Genomic DNA, 18,767 nt, shown 5'->3' with positions numbered 1-18,767 from the left:
CTTGGGGCTCGGCGCATCGCACGCAAACGTACCGATACGAGAATGTCATGCCAGACATCCCGGATTGAGCAGGTGCGCCATCACCGCATTTTGCGCATGAAGGCGATTCGCGGCTTGTTGAAATACCCAAGATTGCGGACCGTCGATGACCTCGTCCGTCACCTCTTGCCCGCGATCCGCCGGAAGGCAGTGCAGGTACCCCGCACCGGGGGCGGCATGACGCAGCACCTGCGTATCGACGCACCAATCGCGATGCGGTTCGAACGCCGCAAGCATGGCACTTTCATCCACTGCGTCGCCGCGACGTGTTGGCAGATGCGCAAGGCTGCACCACGATTTCGCATAGACGGCGTGCGCATCGGTCACGCCATCGCGCAAGTCGTGTGTCACACGCACTTGCGAGCCCGTCTGGCCTGCAAACTGCGTCGCGGCCTGCATGATCTCCGGGTCCAGTGCGAACTCAGGCGGATGCGCGAGCGTCACGTCCATGCCCGACTTCACGGCGGCAAGCAGCAGACTTTGCGGCACGGCGACCGGCTTGTGCCAGCTGCCCGAATACGCCCAGCTGATGCAGAGCCGACGCCCCGTCAGTCCACCGAGTTGTTCGCGTAACGTCATGACGTCCGCCAGCGCCTGACACGGATGAAAGCGATCGCACTCCATGTTGATCACCGGTACGCTCGCCCACTGCGCAAAGGCTTCCAGATGCCGGTGCGCACCGCCGTACACCCAGCCCGCGGGCTCGCCATACATCCGAATGGCAATCGCATCGCCATAGGCCGACAGCACGCGAGCCACGTCGGCGACGCGTTCGGTCGAATAAGGAATCTCCGCCTCGGGCAGCGCGGGCGTGTAAATGCCGTTCTGCGGGTCCAGCATCACCGGGTGCCCGCCCATACGAGACAAGCCGGTCTGAAAGCTGCTGCGAGTGCGCAGTGACGCGTTATAGAAGAGGAAGTAGATCGTTCGGCCACGCAGCGCGAACTCCGTCTGCTGCGGGTAGCGGCGCTTGAGGTCAAGTGCCGCGTCGAGCAACGCTCGGTAGTCCGTGGCACTCATCGTCAAATCGGGGGCAAGCCAGCCAGAAGTCACAGATATCTCCTTGTCGATGCTCGCCGTCGTTGCGGCGCGACGTTGCCGTTCGTATGCCGTGTCGTGTGCCGCATTTCGTGAGAATTCGCACGCGTCGCGGACGGGTTGCTATCGGGGGGAGATGTCCGGGATTCAGGGTGGACGCCATCGGCTTGCGCGCCGGGAGAATGTTTCGGCACATGACATGCCCAGTCGCTCGAAGAGACGGCGTGGTACCAGCGCCGCCTCCATCATCTGCACGCCAATCTCCAGCGGATCCACGCTCTCGTGAATCACCCGGTCGGCAACGGCTTCCTCCAGACCGACGGCGCAGAGATGGTCGCGCCACGTCGGTAACTCCGGCGCGAGAAACGCCATCATCAGTTCGGGTATCAGGGTGTCGAGACACTCACGCTCGGTGGATGACAGCGTCGGCACCCACTCGCTGACGAAACGTACGAAAGCCGCCTGATGCCGCATTTCGTCGGATGCGTGGTCGGCCAGCAAGACACAGACCGGTGGATAGACATCGTCCGACGCGCCCGCGCGTCGCAACGTGCCGGTAATCAGCGTTTCAGTGACCGATGCCGCCGCGATGATGGCCAGACCTCGATAGGCCTGAGGCACAGCCTCGCACAGTGACAGTACGCGAATGACGGCGAGCGATGGCCCCTGTGGCAGCACATGACCGGACTGCCCTTGCACGTCGCGCCGGAACCTCGCCATCATCCACGTGTGAAATCCTTCATCGGTGTAGATCGCCAGTAGATCCTCCCGATGCAACGACGCGATCCCCGGCACATCAAGCATGAACTCGACGGCGCGATTGACGATGTGCAATTCGACGCGCTCCGTCTTGTTCAGATAGTCCGCCAGACGCAGTGCGCTCAACTGTTGGCGCACAGACTGCCCCAGTTCGCAAACACACGGATGCGTTGCGTAGGGCATCAGAGACACATTGAAAAAGAGATGGTCCGGCTGAAGCGGTGGGAACGATGGATACGGCGCCTCGCCGGGCGAACGTCGCACCGTAGCCACCTCATGCCACGGCCGCGACGCAGTGCCGCGCAGGTCGTGTGCCTGATGCGAGTCACTCATCGGCGACGGCGTCTCAGCCATGCGTGACCACCCGAGGCACCACGGCGCAGGACGGTACGGTCGGCTTGTCCCCGTCCAGCAGCAACATGCTCGCCCGCTCCGGCCCAAGACCGATACCGGCTAGCGACGCGCCGATGTGCCGCTCGACGAAATCGATGAAGCCGCCTAGCGCGGCATCCAGATGCCCCTCACGTCCGTACGTCAGCGAGCGCTCGGTCAACCCGGGATAAATCAGCACATCGGGAATTCGCTCACTCGGCAGAACATCGCGGTGCACGCGCATCGGCACCCCCTGATACGACGACTGAAGATAGTGCGCCAGACAGTCCACCTTGTTCAGATAGACACGGTCGACACCGTGCGCCTTAACGACCTCGCGCAGTTGCGCAAGATCGAGCATGCCGATCCGGCGCGGGCGGCCGGTGCCCGTACCGTATTCGCCCGTCAGCATGCGCAGTGCAGCACCGATCTCGAACGGATCGTTCGATCGTAAAAGCGTGTCGGGAGAAAAGTGCTCATGCTCGTGCGCCACGCCGATGTGCTTCTCCGCCGCCTCCCGGCAATACTGCGCAGAACGCTCCCCGCCCAGTTCCGAGGGAAACGGGCCACGCCCGACACGGGACATGATCGCCTTCGCCACACCAATCGTGCGCCGGTGGTACTTCGGCGAGAGGTCGCCGCCCACATACGCATAGGCCGGCACGGTATGACTCGATGTCACGTACGGCTGATACCCGTCGACCACGTCGAGCAATACGGATTGCGCCCCCTCGAACAGCACGCGCGCGCCCTGCTTCACCCGCCTCGTCAGCCAGCTGCGATCGACTTCCACGTGTGGGCGCAACTTCGTCATGACGGCAGGCAGACGCAGCAGCAGGTCCGACATTTCGGCAACCCATGGTGACGTGCCGCCATCCGAATTGATCATGCCGGTGAGCACCCGGCGCATCGCCGCCACCGTCTCCGTCTCGTTGTCGAGCAGATCGCAGAGCATGAAATTGACCCGTGTGTCATTGCGAACGCGCAGCGCTCGGTCGGCATAGCACGGCCCGATGCCGTTGCCAGTGGTGCCGATGGTTGCGCTGCCGCGCCTGTCGAGCGCAATGTGGTGCGGCTGCACGACGGCAGCGCGTGCACTGATATGCAGACGGCCGTCGAGGTCGACGCCCATGTCACGCAATTGCTCGATCTCGTCGGCCAGCTTCCACGGATTGAGTGCGCATCCCGAGCCGATGTACAACTCGGCATGCGGATGAAACACACCCGACGGCAGTTGTTTGAGCGCGATGCGGCCCAACGGGGTGTCGATGGTATGGCCGGCATTGGCGCCGCCATTGAAGCGGGCGATCACGTCGTACCCGGCGGCGAGCACGTCGATGATTTTCGCCTTGCCTTCGTCGCCGTATTGCAGACCGACGAGGACATCGGCATACCCGATGGCATCGCCGGATTCGGTTGGCGAGGTGGAGGAAGTCGGGGAACAGGAAGCAGAAGTCATGCGCGTTGCATATCGTAGAAAAAACGGGGAATCGGGGCTTGTTGCGCTGCCAGCCGGTCGTAGACCCAGCGGCCGACGGCGATGTCGAGAATGCCCATGCCGAATGGTGAGAACACGATGGGACGATCTCGTGTCGGGGCTTCACCGCCGCTCAGCAGATGAGGAAGCGATGTCGTGACGAAGCGGCGATGTCCGGTGGCCATCTCGGTACGATGCAGCGACGTCATCGCCCGCAGGCAGTGCTCGATATCGTCCACAACGTTGTGAGCTTCGAGGATCACCGCCGGTGCGAGATCGCGCAGCGACAGATGCAACACCACCGGGCAATGTGAAAACCAGTCCGGGTTGTCGACATAGGGGACGGCAGCCGTCGTCGTAAAGACCACGACGTCCGCCTGTCGAATAGCCTGCTCGAGCGAGGACGCTGTCGTCACTTCGTAGCCAAGCTGCGACTGAATGCGCCCCGCCAGCATTGCCGCATACGTCTCGTTCAAGTCGTACAGGATCACCTGTTCGATCGGCACGCCGGCCAGCGGCAAACCCTCGGCAACGTGTCGTGCGATGAGGCCCGTGCCGACAAACGCGATGCGCACAGCGCTCGAATTCGTCGATTGGGTCGATTGGGTCGGCCCACGCCCTGCGAGACACTTCAACGCGCTGATCGCGCTGGCCGCCGTGCGTGCGGCACTGATGATGCTCGCCTCCATGCACGCCATGGGATAGCCCGTCACGGGATCGTTCAGAATCAGCACCGCCGATGCGCGTGGCATGCCGTGTGCGATGTTTTCGGGGAAACTCGAAATCCATTTGATGCCGGTGACGCCGTCGCCAACATCGCCGTCGTCTGCATCGATGTGCGCCGGTAACGCAATGATGCGATTCGAACGCCCGTCGGGAAAGCGCAGGAATTGACTCTCCGGGTTGACGGTTCGGCCGGCATGATGCGCGCGGTAGGCCGCTTCGACGGCATCCAGCACCGCATGCCGATGCTCACGTACCACGGCATGGACCTGCTCTCCGGTGAACACACGGAATTGGGGCAGTGGTATCGCGTTCATGGCAGCACCGGACAAACCGTCGGAATGACATGGGACACCGACAACCCGCTGCCGGCCATTTGTGGGAAGCAACGCTGTATCCAGTCAGCGTCATAGACACCGTCCAGATACTTGTCGCCCATATCGGGGGCGATGGCGACGACGGTGTCGTTGGCATCGATGCGTGCGGCTTCGCTTTGTACCGCGCACAACACACTGCCGGTCGAGCCACCGGCGAAGTAACCGTGACGCGCCAACGCGTGGCACATGTGTACGGCATCGATCTCGGGGACATGCACGATGGCGTCCGGCAGCGACGGGTCGCACAACTCGGGGCGGCGGCTGGTGCCCAGTCCGGGAATGTGGCGCCGCCCCGGCGCTTCGCCGAACGTGACGGACCCGACAGTGTCGACAGCGATCACGCGTGTCCGAGGGTGATTCGCACGCACGTAACGGAGGCATCCCATCAACGTCCCGGTAGTGCCGGCGCCAACGAACAAGTGATCGACTGTCTTGAAGGTCGCGAAGATCTCCGGTGCCGTCCAGCGGTAGTGCGCACGCCAGTTGCTCGGGTTCGCGTATTGGTTGATCCAGAGCCAGCGATCGTCGCCCGCCACTTGCTCGTGAATCCACGCAATGCGCGTTGCGAGAAACCCGCCTTGAGCGTCGCGCCGCTCCACGCGCACGACGCGCGCCCCCAGCGCCTGCATGGTGCGTACGGCGTGCTGCGACGTGTTGGGATCGGTCACGCACGTGAAGCGGTAACCGCGATTGGCGCAGACCATCGACAACGCTACGCCCAAATTGCCCGATGACGACTCGATCAACTGCGTGTCGTCGCGAATGCGGCCTTTCGCCTCAAGATCTTCGATCAGTTGGAGCGCAGGTTTGAGCTTGATCGACCCCGCCGCGTTGAGTCCCTCCAGCTTGAGGCGGACCGGCGCGGCGCACAGGCCGTGGATGTCGGTGAATACCGGTGTGGCGGGTCGCAGGAAAGCATCGGCCACGCGCAGCGCTGCCGTCTCGTTTGCCGTCTGGCCCGACAGGGTTTCGTGCGGATGCCCCACCATGCCTCTCCTGAAGTCTTGCCCGAAGGCAACGGAATGGCGTGGCTGATCGAAATGCCCGAAACCTTTCGCTCATGCACGCCGTGAAGCGTCATTTAAGCGAATGGCATCGACGCCGAACACCTGCATGCTCATGTAGGACGCAGGGTGCGGCGTATTAAAAGGAAGGGCGCGTAGGGGAAAAGAGGAACGGGAAAAGGGGAAGGAAAGGGTCAGCGCGGACGGCCACCGCGTCCGATATCTTGCAGACGAATCACGGCATTGCCTGCGGCGTCCGTCTTGTCAGGCACTTTCCACGCGTGCCCGTAGACGAGCTCGAACGTCAGCGCAATCGTGCCGTCGCTCCCGCGTTGGCGCTCCAGCGCGGCGCGTAGTGCGGCAATCCGGGCACGTCCGGTCAGGCCGCCACGACGCTCCGGCAGTGGGTTCACCCCCAGCAAGCGGACGTCGCGCAGCAACGTATCCGGTGTCTCGAACGTCAGCGTGAGCCGCTCCATGTCGGTCACCGGCGTGTCGAACCCGCTCGCGACCATCATGTCGCCCAGATCGTGCATGTCCGTAGGCTCAAGTCCGTGCGGCACATCGTCGACTTCGGCCCACGCCGTCCGCAGTTCGCGGAGCGTGTCAGGACCATACGCGGAGAACATCAACAGGCCGTCGGTACTCAACACGCGGTGCCATTCGGGAATCACGCGATGTGGCTCGCGATACCAGTGCAGCGCGAGGTTGGACCAGACGAGATCGAAAGCACGGGGCGCGAACGGCAACGCAGAAAAATCGGCCTGCACCACGCCATGAGGCGGGCTGCTGCGCAGCAAGCGCCGCCAGCCGGTCGCAGCACCGGCCGAAGCGGCCGCGCTGGCCATGCCGTACGAGGCGTCGAGGCCGACGCGGTAGGCATCCGGATAGCGCTCGCCAAAGGCAAGCAGGTCGCCACCCGTACCGCAACCGATGTCCAGCACGCGCTTCGGTTTCAGCTTGATGTAGTCAAGCCGGCTCGCGAGGCGCGAGGCGACTTCTCGCATCAGGAAATCGGCGTCGGCCCATTTCGTTGCGCGACGATCGAACGCGGTCCGCAAAAAGCGGGCGGAAAACGGGGACGGGGGGGCGGCAGCAGGCTTCATGGGACGGGCAAAAAGGCGAGTCGGCAGTATACTCGCAGCTGTCCGAATGCATCGGACAGCGCCATGCGGCGCCCTTTCACCGGAATTTCACGGCCATCCCACTGCCTTTGCTTCTGCGCCCCCGGCTGCGAGTCTGCCGGTTGTTGTTCAGCATTGGCTTGCGCCACGCCATCGTCCGATACCGCCTTGCCCATCTTCCGCGACGCCCGTCCCACGCTTTCCACAGCTTCCATGCTTGGCCGCCTCACGCAGGGGCTGCTGCGGATCGCCCTGCCCGACCACTGCGCGGTCTGCGAGGCGCGGGCACCGCGGCAGCTTTGCGCGCGCTGCGCAGTGGCGTTCGATGCGGACCGGGCGCCGGTGCCGAATCGTTGCGAGCGGTGCGCTGTCGCGCTGCCGTCAATATCGTCGATGCCGTCGATGCCGTCGATGCCGTCGATGCCGGGGCAAGAGGCTGGCAGCCTCCCCCCGGAGAGTGCGACAATTTGCCGCACCCACCCAACGATTTGCGGCACCTGTCTGCGGCGGCCACCGGCTTTTGACGCCGCCAGCGCCCTTGCAGATTACGTAGCCCCGCTCGATGCACTCATGATTCGTCTGAAATACCATGGCGCGCTGCCATTGGCGCGCGAATTCGGTGAACGCCTTGGTGACGCCGTGCTGCCGTGCTGCGATGCACAGACCTTGCTGGTCCCCGTGCCCTTGGCGCCCGCGCGACTGGCCACTCGCGGCTTCAACCAAGCGTGGGAACTGGCGCGCGTTGCGGCCCGGCGAGTGCAACGCCCCGCCAGCGCACGATGGCTCAGGCGCGAGCGCACGACCACGGCGCAACGCGGGCTCACGCGCGATGCACGGCAACGTAATTTGCGCGATGCCTTCGTGGCCAGCGACCGGGTCCAAGGGCATCGCATCGTCCTGATCGATGATGTGATGACCACTGGCGCAACTTGCCATGCTGCGGCGCAAGCCCTGAAACGCGCAGGCGCGACCTACGTACTCGCCGCTGTGGTGTTGCGTACGCCGACTTCCGAATAACCTTGCCCCCTGACTGCTCATCGACCATGTTCAACGTCGTTCTCGTTTCGCCGGAAATCCCACCGAATACCGGCAATGTCATTCGCCTCTGCGCCAACACGGGCGCGCGTCTGCATCTGATCGAACCCCTTGGCTTTCCGCTTGACGACGCGCGCATGCGCCGCGCCGGACTCGACTATCACGAGTACGCCGACATGAAGGTGCACAGCAACTGGGAGAATTTTCTGAGTACCGAGACGCCGGACCCGACGCGGATGTTTGCGTTGACCACGCGTGGCTCGCGCCCCTTCGGCGAACTCTCGTTCGCACCGGGCGACTGGTTCATCTTCGGCTCAGAGACACGCGGCCTCGCGCCGGAATTGCTCGACACGTTTGCGACCACGCAGCGCGTTCGCCTGCCGATGCGTCCCGACAATCGCAGTCTGAATCTGTCGAATACCGTGGCCGTCGTCGTCTTCGAAGCGTGGCGCCAGCAGGGCTACGCCGGCGGCTCCTGATTGACCCTGCCACCGGTTTCGTCCAACGCATCGAGCGCACCCAGCGCATCGCGATACCGTTGCAGCATCGCACCGTCGAGACCGCCACCGCCCAGCAGCGATTCGTTCGCTGCATTGACGATGGCGTCGACCGGATATTGGGTGATGTCGCCTTGAGAGGCGTGGAGACGAGGCACTTGCGATATGGGCAGAACTCCCTTGTAGCGAGGTCAGCGACGCTCAGCGGAGACCCGTGTAGGTTACGCGTCGTCTTCCCGCTCGGCGCGGGCATCGCGGCGCAGCAGCGCTTCGACAGCGGCCCGGGCGGGCAACCCATCGAACAGCATCGCGCAGACGGCATCGGTAATCGGCATGCTCACACCGTGTGCCCGTGCGAGATCACGCACGGCACGTGCGCAACGTACCCCTTCAGCGACATGCCCCAGCGACGCGAGCACGTCGTCGAGCGACTTGCCCGACGCGAGTTGCAGACCGACTGTACGGTTACGCGACAGATCGCCGGTTGCCGTCAGAATCAGATCGCCCATGCCCGCAAGGCCCATGAACGTCTCGGGCTTGCCGCCCAACGCTACGCCCAAGCGGGTCATCTCAGCGAGCCCACGTGTCACCAGCGCGGCACGCGCATTCAGCCCGAGCCCTAGCCCGTCGCCAACACCCGTCGCAATCGCGAGCACGTTCTTCACGGCGCCACCGACTTCCACGCCGATAACGTCGTCGCTCGAATAAATACGCAGCGCGCCAAAATGGCACGCATCGATGGTCAACTCGCACAGCGACGGCGCAGCGCTCGCGATGGTCAGCGCGGCTGGCAACCCCTGCGCCACTTCGCGCGCGAAGCTCGGACCGGACAACGAACCACCGGCAACGCCGGGGAACACATCAGACACGATCTGATGCGGCAACAGTCCCGTATCGGACTCGAAGCCCTTGCATAGCCAGATCAGGTGTTCCGGCGGATGCTCAGCCGTGGCCAGATGACCGGCCAACGCCCGCAATCCCGCAACAGGAACGGCGGCAACGCACAGCGCCCGTTCGCCCGTACCGTGCGCGAGCGTGCTCTCAAAATCGGCATCGAAGCGCAAACGCGGCGACAGCGCGGCACCCGGAAGATAAGTGGAATTTTCGTGAGTGGCGCTCAGTTGCTTCACGAGCGCAGCATCACGCGCCCAGAGAACAACGTCATGGCGTGCTGCCATGTGACTCGCCATTGCGGTGCCCCAGGCACCCGCACCGAATACGGCAATTTTCATGAGGGCGACCTCGACGCAATGGCTTGGCTCACGCAGCTAAGCGCCCTGCTGGCCATCGCGTCGATCAAGCGCGAGAGCGCTTAGTGAGTCTTGGCGGACGAGCCGTCGGGCATCACGATGCCCGGGGCCGGCGTCTCGCCGTTGGCCGCTTGCTGCTCGGCCAGTTGTGCCAGACGTTGTTCGTACAGCGCCTGGAAGTTGATTTCGGCCAGATGGATCGGCTGGAAACCGGCACGGCTGATGGCATCGGCCACGTTCGCACGCAGGTACGGGTACACGATCGTCGGGCAGGCGATGCCGATGAGCGGATCGAGCTGTTCGACCGGCACGTTGCGGATTTCGAAAATACCGGCTTGCTTGCCTTCGACCAGGAACGCGACCTTGTCCTTGATCTTTGCCGTCACGGTGGCGATCACGGCCACTTCGAAGATTTCATCGGCCAGACGCTCGGCGGCGACGTCCACTTGCACTTCGACCGTCGGCATTTCCTGTTCAAGGAAGATCGCGGGCGAATTCGGCTGCTCAAGCGACAGATCTTTCAGGTACGAACGCTGGATGCTGAAAAACGGCTGATTCTGGTCGGACATTTCTTTTCCTTGGGATAAAACAGCCGCGCAACGGCGCGGCTGGGCGGACTATTTTGCAGGCGGTATCAGGCGGCTTGCAAGAGCGGCAAGAGGCCACCCGCACGATCGAGCGCCGACAGATCGTCGTAACCCCCGACGTGGCGATCATCGATGTAGATCTGCGGCACCGTGCGACGGCCCGTGCGCGTCATCATTTCTTCACGACGGGCAGGGTCCTTGTCGATCAGAATCTTCTCGATTTCCTGAACACCACGCTGGCGCAGCAGGCGCTCGGCCATCTGGCAATACGGGCACACTTGCGTGCTGTACATCACGATCTTCGGCATAACTGGCAACTCCTCGATTACTTCACGACCGGCAAGCCGGCTTCCTGCCAAGCGGCAAGACCGCCCTGGAGGCTGAACGACTCGGCATAGCCGAGATTGCGCAGCAACGTCTGGGCGCGCGCCGAGCGTTGACCGCTCTTGCACACGATAAGTACCGGTGCTGCCTTATTCTTGATGACTTGCCCGACTTTTTGTTCCACGTCGTCGAGCGGCACGTTGCGCGCGGACGGCAGGTGGCCGCCGGCGAATTCCTCTGTCGAGCGCACGTCGAGAACGACGGCGCCCTTGCGATTGATGAGCTGCGTCGCTTCGATCGTGGACAGACCACGACCGCCGCGCTTGAATACCGGCCATGCCAGCATGCCGCCCGAAACGAGGGCAATGGCGATCAGCGCGAGGTTGGTGTAATCGGCAAAGAACTTCACAAGCCACCTGAAAAAGATCAAAAGAATCCGATCATTATAAAATATTCCGAGATTGCGCCGACGGGTCGCGTTGCCAATCGTTGCGCCGGACCTCGGCGGCGGCTTCACCGCCCCCTCGATCGTCCCCGGTCCGCTGCCGCTACGCCCTTACCGGGCGGTGCTGCGCGGGGTGCCACGAACCGCTTTCGCGCCTCCCGGCTGCCCCCGCTTTCCAACTCTGACTGAAGCTGCTCATGTACAAGCTCGTTCTCATCCGCCACGGCGAATCGACGTGGAACAAGGAAAATCGCTTCACCGGCTGGGTCGACGTCGACCTGACCGAAAAGGGCGTTGCCGAAGCCAGCCAGGCAGGTAAATTGCTCGCCGACGCCGGTTTCGCGTTCGATCTGGCCTACACGTCGGTGCTCAAGCGCGCGATTCGCACGCTCTGGCACGTACAGGACGCGATGGACCAGATGTGGATTCCCGTGGTCCACACCTGGCGCCTGAACGAGCGTCACTACGGTGCGCTGGCCGGGCTGAACAAGGCCGAAACCGCCGCAAAGTACGGTGACGATCAGGTGCACGTCTGGCGCCGCAGCTACGACACGCCGCCGCCCCCGCTCGCCGCCGACGACGACCGCAGCTCGTACAACGACCCGCGTTACGCCAAGCTCAAGCGCGAAGAGATTCCGCTCACCGAGTGCCTGAAGGACACCGTCGCGCGCGTTCTCCCGCTGTGGAACGAATCGATTGCCCCGGCCGTGCGTGCCGGCAAGCAAGTGCTCGTCGCCGCACACGGTAACTCGCTGCGCGCGCTCATCAAGCACCTGGACAACATTTCGGACGACGACATCGCCGGCCTGAACATCCCGAACGGCACGCCGCTCGTGTATGAACTGGACGCCGATCTCAAGCCGATCCGCCACTACTACCTCGGCGATCAGGATAAGATCGCCGGTGCACTGGCGGCTGTCGCGGCGCAAGGCAAGTCGAAGTAAATCGCCGGAAATCACCGGAAAGCGCACGGCACCCGCCGTGCGTGCAGTCCCTGAAGGGCCGTCGCGACACCTCGGTGTTCCGATGGCCCGTTCGCCATGCGCACCGTCACACTGACGCCATCGCCACGCCATCACCACGCCATTCCCGCGCTATCCGCACGTCATTCATCCGTCATTCGCACTGCGCACAAACCCCTAGCGGTAATACGGTGTAACACGTCCATATGACCGTTTGCCACGCATTTGCCGGCATAGCGCAGCCACGCCACCCGGGCCGTTTGGCGCATCCTGCCTGCGAACACAACGCATTATCGGGCCACGCTTCACCGAAAATTCACGCAAAGGACGCATTGACTGGAACTTTTCGGCGAACCTCTCCGGAAAACTCCCTGTCGAATGGGCAATGTCCGCCCTGCGGGCAAACGGTTATACTTCGCCAAAGTGCGCGCGCCCATTGGCGGGCGCCCCAAAAAAATCCGGAATTTCCACGCCTATATGCGCCAAACCCTCAAACACATCGGCCTGATCGTGCTGGGCCTCGCGACCGGTGCGGCTGCCACCCTCGCGTTTTCGCAGGCTTCCGCACAGAGCGCTACCACGCCGCTACCGCTTGAGCAGCTCCGTCTGCTGGCCGAAGTGTTCGGTCAGATCAAGCGCGAGTACGTCCAGCCGGTCGACGACAAGAAGCTGCTGACCGCAGCCATCAAGGGTATGGTGTCGAGCCTCGACCCGCACTCGTCGTATCTCGACAAGGAAGAATACAAAGAGCTGCAAGAGCAGACGCGTGGCCGCTTCGCAGGTCTCGGCATCGAGATCTCGCAGGAAGACGGCCTCGTGAAGGTGATCACCCCGATCGAGGACAGCCCGGCATTCAAGGCCGGCCTCAAGCCCGGCGACCTGATCACCCGCATCGACGACAAGCCGGTTCGCGGCATGACGCTCGACCAGGCGGTCAAGCGTATGCGCGGCGCGCCGGGCAGCAAGGTCACCCTGACCATTTACCGCAAGTCCGACGAACGCACCTTCCCGGTGTCGATCGTGCGCGCCGAAATTCGCGTGCAGAGCGTCAAGGGCAAGCTGCTGGAGCCGGGTATCGCCTACGTGCGCATCACCAGCTTCCAAGAGCGCACGGTGCCGGATCTCGCGAAGAAGCTGCAAGAACTGTCGAAGGATCAACCGGTCAAGGGCCTGATTCTCGATCTGCGTAACAACGGCGGCGGCATTCTCCAGTCCGCGGTTGGCGTGTCGGCAGCGTTCGTGCAAAACGGCGCGACCGTCGTGACGACCAACGGTCAGATCGAAGACGCGAAGCAGAAGTACACCGCAACGTTCGACAACTACCGCCTGTCGGCCAGCCCGGACGATCCGCTCAAGGGCGAAGCGCCGATCTGGAAGACGGTGCCGATGGTGGTGCTGGTGAACGCCTACTCGGCCTCGGCTTCGGAAATCGTGGCGGGTGCGCTGCAAGACTCGAAGCGTGCGCTGATCATGGGCAAGACCACGTTCGGCAAGGGTTCGGTGCAAACGGTGCGTCAACTCTCGCCGGATACGGCACTGCGTCTGACCACGGCTTACTACTACACGCCGAGCGGCCGCTCGATCCAGTCGATCGGTATCAAGCCGGACGTGCCGGTCGATCAGAATCCGAAGGGTGACCCGGACGACGTGCTGGTAACGCGCGAAATCGACTACCAGAACCACCTGCACAACACGCAGACGCCGGACGAGCAGAAGGAAATCGACGCTCGCGAGACCCGCCGTCTGGAAGAACTGCGCCGTCTCGAGGAAGAAAACGCCAAGAAGACGCCGGAAGAACGTAAGAAGGAAAGCCAGGAGCGTCTGCCGGATCTGGGTAGCGCCGATGACTTCATGCTCCAGCAGGCAGTGCATCAACTGAAGGGCGAACCGGTCCAGCGCACGAAGTCGCGTCTGGAAGCCAATGCCGGTCCGCTCCCGAAGGATGCCAAGGCAGCACCGGCCGCCACCCCGGCCGCCGGCGCCAAGACCGATCCGAAGACGGATACGGTCCTGCCCGCCAAGCCGGCGACGGACAAGAAGTAAGCATCCGCCTTACACTACGAACCGTGCCCGCGAAAGCCGGCACGGTTTTTTTATTGCCGCGCGGGCGTCATCCCGCCGCTCCGTCCACCGACGGCCGCACGCTGCCCCCCTTGTGGCCAAAAGGCTTCTCCGTTTTGCGATGAACGACGATCAGCTGTTGCGTTACTCCCGTCATATCCTGCTCGATGAAATCGGTATCGAAGGTCAGGAGCGCCTGCTGAGCGCCCACGCGGTGATCGTGGGCGCCGGTGGTCTGGGCTCGCCTGCCGCGCTTTATCTGGCGGCCTCGGGCATCGGGCGTATTACTTTGATCGACGACGACGATGTCGATCTCACCAACCTGCAACGTCAGATCCTGCACGACACCCACAGCGTCGGGCATCCCAAGGTGATCTCGGGCCGCAACCGCATTGCGCAGATCAACCCGGGCGTGGTGGTCGATGTCGTCAACGAGCGTGTGGATGAAGTCCGCCTCACCGCGTTGGCGAAAACCGCGAGCGTGGTACTCGACGGCTCCGACAACTTCGTCACACGCCATGCAGTCAATCGCGCATGCGTGGCGGCCAAGGTGCCGTTAGTCTCGGGCGCGGCACTACGCTTCGACGGACAGATCAGCGTGTTCGACGTGCGCAACGACGCGTCGCCCTGCTACGAATGCATCTTCCCGGCCGACGAGCCATTCCCAGAGCAAGCCTGCGCCACCATGGGCGTGCTGGCGCCGCTCGTGGGCATCATCGGCAGCATGCAGGCCGCCGAAGCGATCAAGGTCATTACGGGGGTCGGTGTGCCGCTGGTAGGCCGTCTGCTGATGCTCGACAGCCGCAAGATGAGTTGGCACACGATGCACTGCGCACGCAATCCCGAATGCAAGGTCTGCGGACAACGTCACTGAGTGACGTCCATTTTTTTGTGCCGATTCCGAGAGTTCACGCGCGAAGCTGAGCAGATATAAAAAATGCGGGCACCCCGTTACCGGGGGCTCGCATTTTTTTCGAGGGTGCGGAAAACTACGCGACTACACGACCGCGAGACGCGCCAGCGCTGCCTGCATTTCCTCCGGTTCCGTTGCCGCCAGCAGTTCCTGCACCGGCCGCTCGAGATCGGGCAAGTGTGCGCGCAGAATCTCCTGCTTGACCTGAAGCAACTGGCTCGGATGCATCGAGAACTCGCGCAAGCCCATGCCAAGCAGCAGACGCGTTGCCGTCGGGTCACCGGCCATTTCGCCGCAGACGGCCACGGGCACACCATACGCGTGCGCCTCGCGAATCGTCATAGCAATCAGGCGCAGCACGGCCGGATGCAGCGGATCGTAGAGATGCGCCACTGCGTTATCGGCCCGGTCGATTGCCAGCGTGTACTGAATCAAATCGTTCGTGCCGATCGACAGGAAGTCGAGCCGCTTGAGGAACATCGGCACGGTGAGCGCGGCAGCGGGCACTTCAATCATCGCGCCGAGTTTCACACCCGGGTCGTAGAGCAGACCGGCCGCGTCGAGTTGTGCCTTGGCTTCGCGCACGAGTTCAAGCGTTTGATCGATCTCTTGCGCGTGCGCGAGCATCGGGAACAGGATTCGCACCTGACCGAACGACGACGCACGCAAAATCGCCCGCAACTGCGTGAGGAACATGCGCGGCTCGGACAAACTCCAGCGAATGGCCCGCAGGCCCAGCGCCGGGTTCGACGCAGTCTCGTACGACTCGTGGCTGTCGAGCGGCTTGTCGGCCCCGACATCGATGGTGCGAATGGTGAGCGGCAGCCCCTTCATCGACTCGACCGCGCGTTTGTACGCCTCGAACTGTTCCTCTTCTTCCGGCGCCTCTTCCATATTCATGAAGAGGAATTCCGTGCGGAAGAGCCCTACGCCGACGGCACCCGCGGCCACTGCGGTCTTGGCGTCTTCCGGCAGCTCGATGTTGGCGAGCAGTTCGATGGGCGTGCCATCGATCGTCTGCGCCGGCGAGTGCTTGAGCCGTTGCAACCGGCGGTCTTCGAGCGCGCGCTCGCTTTGCCGGTAGCTGTACTCTTCGAGCACGATTGGTGCCGGGTCGACGATCACGATGCCGTGGTCGCCGTCGATGATGATGATGTCGTCCTGCTTGATCAGCAGGCTGGCCTGCGCCACGCCGACCGATGCCGGAATACCCAGACTGCGCGCGACGATCGCCGTGTGCGAGGTCTTGCCGCCGAGATCGGTGACAAAGCCTTTGAACGTCTGCGACTTGAACTGAAGCATGTCGGCCGGGGCGATGTCGCGCGCCACGACGATCATGTCGTCGCGCGGCGTCTCGGCCACCACGTGCCGGATGCCCGGCGCCCCGGCGAGTGCCTTGAGCACTCGCTCGGTCACTTGTTCGATATCGGCGCGACGTTCACGCAGATACTCGTCTTCGATGTCTTCGAAGCGGGCGACGAGCACTTCCAGTTGCGTGGTCAGTGCCCACTCGGCGTTATAGCGGCGCTCGCGCACGAGCTTGACGACGGCGTCGACGAGCAGCGTGTCGTTGAGAATCAGGGAATGGACGTCGAGAAATGCCCCCATCTCGCCCGGCGCATCGTCGGGGAGTTCAGCCTTGAGGGTATCGAGTTCTTGCTGGACGCTCGCCTGCGCTTTGCGAAAGCGCGCGATTTCGTCGTCGATCTGGGACGGATCGAGCAGATAGTGCGGGACATCGAGCGTTGCGGGCGCCAGAAGATAGGCGCGGCCGATCGCGATGCCACGCGAGACGGGAATGCCGTGCAGGGTGAAAGACAAGGAAGTCTCCCCAGTTCAAAGGCGGATGATTCGATCCTCCGGGCCGGTGCGGGCCCGATTCCGGCGTTTGGATGGCGCTTGGGCTGCCCCGTTGGCGACGCGCCTGCAAAGCGCCGCCGGACTCGCCACTGGCCAAAACAACGCGCTTACTCCCCTTCGCCGAACTTGTTCGCGATGAGGGCCAGGATCTCGTCCATGGCTTGTTGTTCGTCCGTACCTTCGGTCTCGACTTCCACTTTCGAGCCAATGCCGGCCGCCAGCATCATGACGCCCATGATGCTCTTCGCGTTGATTCGCCGACCGTTCCGGGTCAGCCAGACCTCACTCTGAAATTTCGCCGCCAGTTGCGTCAGCTTTGCGGATGCCCGGGCATGCAAGCCCAATTTATTTACGATCGTCGTTTCTTGTCGAAGCATGTTTCAGTGTGACGTAGAGTGTATGGCCGGCGCACCTGCGCCGACTTCCAGAATACCTTTAGATCCGCCTGCAAGCACCTTTTCCGCCAGCGTATCGAGCGGCACCGAGCGGTAGCAGACCGACTTGATGAGCATCGACAGGTTGACCCCCGCGAGCACCCGCACCTTCGGTCCGACCAGTTGTGCCGCAATGTTCGACGGCGTGGCACCGAACAGGTCGGTGAGCACCAGCACGCCGTTTTCTTCGTGCAGTTGTGCGAGCCGTTCGCGGGCAACGCCGAGCAGCGCCGCCGTGTCCTGATCGGGGGCAACGTCAATCGCACCGATGCGCGCCGGACAGCCACCGTAAATATGTGAAACACACTCGCGAAGGGCGGTCGCGAGCGGTGCGTGGGCAATGATCAGAATTCCAGCCATGATGCTAGGCACACCGAGCGCCGTGGATGTCCGGGGTACGAACACAACGACGAACGCAAGCCTGTCGATTTTGGGACTCTCATTTTAGCAGGCGCGCAAAATCCCCGTGTTTTCATCACGTTAGGGTCTGTACCGACGCGTCACAAAGCGCTGAGCACCGGCCGCAGACCCTTGCTGGCCTTAGATCGCGAGTTCCAGCGCGTCGATAAACATCTTCGGCACGTCGAATCCCGTCTGGTCCGTGATTTCCTGGAAGCACGTCGGACTCGTGACGTTCACTTCCGTGAGGTAATCCCCGATCACGTCGAGCCCCACGAGCAGCAGGCCACGTTGCCAGAGTGTCGGCGCCAGCGTTTCGGCAATTTGACGGTCACGTGCGGAAAGATCGCGCGCTTCGCCCAAACCGCCCGCAGCCAGGTTGCCGCGCACTTCATTGCCTTGCGGAATGCGTGCCAGCGAATGCGGTACCACTTTGCCGCCGATCACCAGAATGCGTTTGTCACCCAACTTGATGTCGGGGATGAAACGCTGTGCCATCACCGAGCGGGCACCGTTCTCGCCCAGCATTTCAATGACGGCGCCGAGATTGCGGCCATCCGGGCCGATGCGGAACACGCCCGTGCCACCCATGCCGTCGAGCGGCTTGTAGATGGCGTCGCCATGTTCCGCATGAAAGGCACGCAGCCGTGCGGCATCGCGCGTGACCAGCGTCGGCGTGACGAACTCGCCAAACTCGGCAATCGCGAGCTTTTCCGAGTGGTCGCGAATCGCGCTGGGTTTGTTGAATACGCGGGCACCGGCGCGCTCTGCAATCTCGAGCAGCCACGTGGAGTTGATGTACTCCATGTCGAACGGCGGGTCTTTGCGCATGATCACGGCGTCGAACGCCGTGAGTGCGGCCACGCACGTATCGATGGTTTCGTACCAGCGTTCAGCATCCCCGGTCAGGCGAATCTCCTGCACGCGTGCGTCCACGCTGTCACCCTGCCACGCCATTTCGTGCGGCTCGCACGCGAAAATGCGATGCCCGCGACGCGCGGCTTCGCGCATCATCGAGAACGTGGTGTCCTTGTAGATTTTGAAGTGGTCGAGCGGGTCGGCGATAAAGAGAATCTGCATCGATCGG

The 18,767-nt window shown here is 63.0% G+C and carries 20 protein-coding genes and 1 pseudogene; 5 read left to right on the top strand and 16 right to left on the bottom strand.

The annotated features are described in order from the left end of the window. Positions 1-45: 45 nt before the first annotated feature. From PIN31009_RS03160 to PIN31009_RS27820, 7 genes are all read right to left on the bottom strand, one after another. Positions 46-1,092, bottom strand: a complete 1,047-nt coding sequence (locus PIN31009_RS03160; protein WP_150789270.1) for an ornithine carbamoyltransferase — start codon at positions 1,090-1,092, stop codon at positions 46-48. Positions 1,093-1,224: 132 nt separating this feature from the next. After that, on the bottom strand, positions 1,225-2,169 hold the full coding sequence (locus tag PIN31009_RS03155) for a diiron oxygenase (protein WP_281355821.1): 945 nt from the start codon (positions 2,167-2,169) through the stop codon (positions 1,225-1,227). Positions 2,170-2,182: 13 nt separating this feature from the next. Then, positions 2,183-3,667, bottom strand: coding sequence for an adenylosuccinate synthetase (locus PIN31009_RS03150; RefSeq protein WP_150789268.1), 1,485 nt, complete (start codon positions 3,665-3,667; stop codon positions 2,183-2,185). After that, the gene (gene sbnB / locus PIN31009_RS03145) at positions 3,664-4,725 is read right to left on the bottom strand and encodes a 2,3-diaminopropionate biosynthesis protein SbnB (RefSeq protein WP_150789267.1); all 1,062 of its coding nucleotides are present in this window, start codon (positions 4,723-4,725) and stop codon (positions 3,664-3,666) included. The genes PIN31009_RS03150 and sbnB overlap by 4 nt, the downstream gene beginning before the upstream one ends. Next, positions 4,722-5,774 carry a 2,3-diaminopropionate biosynthesis protein SbnA gene (gene sbnA / locus PIN31009_RS03140; protein WP_150789266.1) on the bottom strand — a complete coding sequence of 351 codons (1,053 nt, stop codon included), beginning with the start codon at positions 5,772-5,774 and terminating at the stop codon, positions 4,722-4,724. The genes sbnB and sbnA overlap by 4 nt, the downstream gene beginning before the upstream one ends. A gap of 209 nt (positions 5,775-5,983) precedes the next feature. After that, a complete protein-coding gene (locus PIN31009_RS03135) occupies positions 5,984-6,895 on the bottom strand; it encodes a methyltransferase domain-containing protein (RefSeq protein ID WP_150789265.1) in 912 nt (303 codons plus the stop codon). Continuing rightward, complete coding sequence (locus tag PIN31009_RS27820) at positions 6,892-7,410, bottom strand: hypothetical protein (RefSeq protein ID WP_174996917.1); 519 nt, start codon at positions 7,408-7,410, stop codon at positions 6,892-6,894. The genes PIN31009_RS03135 and PIN31009_RS27820 overlap by 4 nt, the downstream gene beginning before the upstream one ends. Positions 7,411-7,483: 73 nt before the next feature. Here PIN31009_RS27820 and PIN31009_RS27815 point away from each other — a divergent pair, with 73 nt between their 5' ends. Together PIN31009_RS27815 and trmL are read left to right on the top strand one after the other, a co-directional pair. Then, the gene (locus tag PIN31009_RS27815; protein ID WP_174996915.1) at positions 7,484-7,930 is read left to right on the top strand and encodes a ComF family protein; all 447 of its coding nucleotides are present in this window, start codon (positions 7,484-7,486) and stop codon (positions 7,928-7,930) included. 26 nt (positions 7,931-7,956) lie between these two features. Beyond that, positions 7,957-8,427: a tRNA (uridine(34)/cytosine(34)/5-carboxymethylaminomethyluridine(34)-2'-O)-methyltransferase TrmL gene (trmL, locus tag PIN31009_RS03125; RefSeq protein WP_150789263.1), complete on the top strand. Its 471-nt coding sequence runs from the start codon at positions 7,957-7,959 to the stop codon at positions 8,425-8,427. A 65-nt stretch (positions 8,428-8,492) separates the two neighbouring features. On the opposite strand, the pseudogene PIN31009_RS03120 reads toward trmL, so the two are convergent. From PIN31009_RS03120 to PIN31009_RS03100, 5 genes and pseudogenes are all read right to left on the bottom strand, one after another. Next, positions 8,493-8,612 (bottom strand): annotated as a pseudogene (locus tag PIN31009_RS03120) (O-acetyl-ADP-ribose deacetylase); the annotation flags it as partial. Positions 8,613-8,666: 54 nt separating this feature from the next. Continuing rightward, positions 8,667-9,677 carry an NAD(P)H-dependent glycerol-3-phosphate dehydrogenase gene (locus tag PIN31009_RS03115; protein WP_150789262.1) on the bottom strand — a complete coding sequence of 337 codons (1,011 nt, stop codon included), beginning with the start codon at positions 9,675-9,677 and terminating at the stop codon, positions 8,667-8,669. An 80-nt stretch (positions 9,678-9,757) separates the two neighbouring features. Then, complete coding sequence (gene secB / locus PIN31009_RS03110; RefSeq protein WP_150679894.1) at positions 9,758-10,264, bottom strand: protein-export chaperone SecB; 507 nt, start codon at positions 10,262-10,264, stop codon at positions 9,758-9,760. Positions 10,265-10,329: 65 nt separating this feature from the next. Beyond that, the gene (grxC, locus tag PIN31009_RS03105) at positions 10,330-10,590 is read right to left on the bottom strand and encodes a glutaredoxin 3 (RefSeq protein ID WP_150789261.1); all 261 of its coding nucleotides are present in this window, start codon (positions 10,588-10,590) and stop codon (positions 10,330-10,332) included. A gap of 17 nt (positions 10,591-10,607) precedes the next feature. Continuing rightward, positions 10,608-11,015 carry a rhodanese-like domain-containing protein gene (locus PIN31009_RS03100; protein WP_150679892.1) on the bottom strand — a complete coding sequence of 136 codons (408 nt, stop codon included), beginning with the start codon at positions 11,013-11,015 and terminating at the stop codon, positions 10,608-10,610. Between the two features lie 233 nt (positions 11,016-11,248). Here PIN31009_RS03100 and gpmA point away from each other — a divergent pair, with 233 nt between their 5' ends. From gpmA to PIN31009_RS03085, 3 genes are all read left to right on the top strand, one after another. Further along, positions 11,249-11,995: a 2,3-diphosphoglycerate-dependent phosphoglycerate mutase gene (gene gpmA, locus PIN31009_RS03095; protein WP_150682951.1), complete on the top strand. Its 747-nt coding sequence runs from the start codon at positions 11,249-11,251 to the stop codon at positions 11,993-11,995. 495 nt (positions 11,996-12,490) lie between these two features. Next, entirely contained in the window at positions 12,491-14,056 is a 1,566-nt protein-coding gene (locus tag PIN31009_RS03090) for a S41 family peptidase (protein WP_150789260.1), read from the top strand. 139 nt (positions 14,057-14,195) lie between these two features. Continuing rightward, positions 14,196-14,948, top strand: a complete 753-nt coding sequence (locus PIN31009_RS03085) for a HesA/MoeB/ThiF family protein (protein WP_150682949.1) — start codon at positions 14,196-14,198, stop codon at positions 14,946-14,948. 123 nt (positions 14,949-15,071) lie between these two features. Here PIN31009_RS03085 and ptsP read toward each other — a convergent pair whose 3' ends face one another. The 4 genes from ptsP to gshB form a co-directional block, all read right to left on the bottom strand. Beyond that, positions 15,072-16,808 (bottom strand): phosphoenolpyruvate--protein phosphotransferase, encoded by a 1,737-nt coding sequence (ptsP, locus tag PIN31009_RS03080; RefSeq protein ID WP_150789259.1) that lies wholly within the window; start codon positions 16,806-16,808, stop codon positions 15,072-15,074. Positions 16,809-16,954: 146 nt separating this feature from the next. Beyond that, positions 16,955-17,224 (bottom strand): HPr family phosphocarrier protein, encoded by a 270-nt coding sequence (locus PIN31009_RS03075; RefSeq protein WP_042114247.1) that lies wholly within the window; start codon positions 17,222-17,224, stop codon positions 16,955-16,957. A gap of 3 nt (positions 17,225-17,227) precedes the next feature. After that, the gene (locus PIN31009_RS03070; RefSeq protein ID WP_058377091.1) at positions 17,228-17,641 is read right to left on the bottom strand and encodes a PTS sugar transporter subunit IIA; all 414 of its coding nucleotides are present in this window, start codon (positions 17,639-17,641) and stop codon (positions 17,228-17,230) included. Between the two features lie 180 nt (positions 17,642-17,821). Continuing rightward, positions 17,822-18,760 (bottom strand): glutathione synthase, encoded by a 939-nt coding sequence (gene gshB / locus PIN31009_RS03065; RefSeq protein WP_150789258.1) that lies wholly within the window; start codon positions 18,758-18,760, stop codon positions 17,822-17,824. Positions 18,761-18,767 lie beyond the last annotated feature (7 nt).

This window comes from Pandoraea iniqua (assembly GCF_902459685.1).
Classification (GTDB): domain Bacteria; phylum Pseudomonadota; class Gammaproteobacteria; order Burkholderiales; family Burkholderiaceae; genus Pandoraea; species Pandoraea iniqua.
Note: the sequence above shows the minus strand (reverse complement) of the source record. Positions and strands in the feature narration are given on the sequence as shown.

What these genes read in the sequence shown, in the direction of transcription:
- PIN31009_RS03155 (WP_281355821.1), bottom strand. Translation starts at nt 2,169, where the DNA reads ATGAGTGACTCGCATCAGGCACACGACCTGCGCGGCACTGCGTCGCGG.
- PIN31009_RS03150 (WP_150789268.1), bottom strand. Translation starts at nt 3,667, where the DNA reads ATGACTTCTGCTTCCTGTTCCCCGACTTCCTCCACCTCGCCAACCGAA.
- sbnB (WP_150789267.1), bottom strand. Translation starts at nt 4,725, where the DNA reads ATGAACGCGATACCACTGCCCCAATTCCGTGTGTTCACCGGAGAGCAG.
- sbnA (WP_150789266.1), bottom strand. Translation starts at nt 5,774, where the DNA reads ATGGTGGGGCATCCGCACGAAACCCTGTCGGGCCAGACGGCAAACGAG.
- PIN31009_RS03135 (WP_150789265.1), bottom strand. Translation starts at nt 6,895, where the DNA reads ATGAAGCCTGCTGCCGCCCCCCCGTCCCCGTTTTCCGCCCGCTTTTTG.
- PIN31009_RS27815 (WP_174996915.1), top strand. Translation starts at nt 7,484, where the DNA reads ATGATTCGTCTGAAATACCATGGCGCGCTGCCATTGGCGCGCGAATTC.
- trmL (WP_150789263.1), top strand. Translation starts at nt 7,957, where the DNA reads ATGTTCAACGTCGTTCTCGTTTCGCCGGAAATCCCACCGAATACCGGC.
- PIN31009_RS03115 (WP_150789262.1), bottom strand. Translation starts at nt 9,677, where the DNA reads ATGAAAATTGCCGTATTCGGTGCGGGTGCCTGGGGCACCGCAATGGCG.
- secB (WP_150679894.1), bottom strand. Translation starts at nt 10,264, where the DNA reads ATGTCCGACCAGAATCAGCCGTTTTTCAGCATCCAGCGTTCGTACCTG.
- grxC (WP_150789261.1), bottom strand. Translation starts at nt 10,590, where the DNA reads ATGCCGAAGATCGTGATGTACAGCACGCAAGTGTGCCCGTATTGCCAG.
- gpmA (WP_150682951.1), top strand. Translation starts at nt 11,249, where the DNA reads ATGTACAAGCTCGTTCTCATCCGCCACGGCGAATCGACGTGGAACAAG.
- PIN31009_RS03090 (WP_150789260.1), top strand. Translation starts at nt 12,491, where the DNA reads ATGCGCCAAACCCTCAAACACATCGGCCTGATCGTGCTGGGCCTCGCG.
- PIN31009_RS03085 (WP_150682949.1), top strand. Translation starts at nt 14,196, where the DNA reads ATGAACGACGATCAGCTGTTGCGTTACTCCCGTCATATCCTGCTCGAT.
- PIN31009_RS03075 (WP_042114247.1), bottom strand. Translation starts at nt 17,224, where the DNA reads ATGCTTCGACAAGAAACGACGATCGTAAATAAATTGGGCTTGCATGCC.
- PIN31009_RS03070 (WP_058377091.1), bottom strand. Translation starts at nt 17,641, where the DNA reads ATGGCTGGAATTCTGATCATTGCCCACGCACCGCTCGCGACCGCCCTT.
- gshB (WP_150789258.1), bottom strand. Translation starts at nt 18,760, where the DNA reads ATGCAGATTCTCTTTATCGCCGACCCGCTCGACCACTTCAAAATCTAC.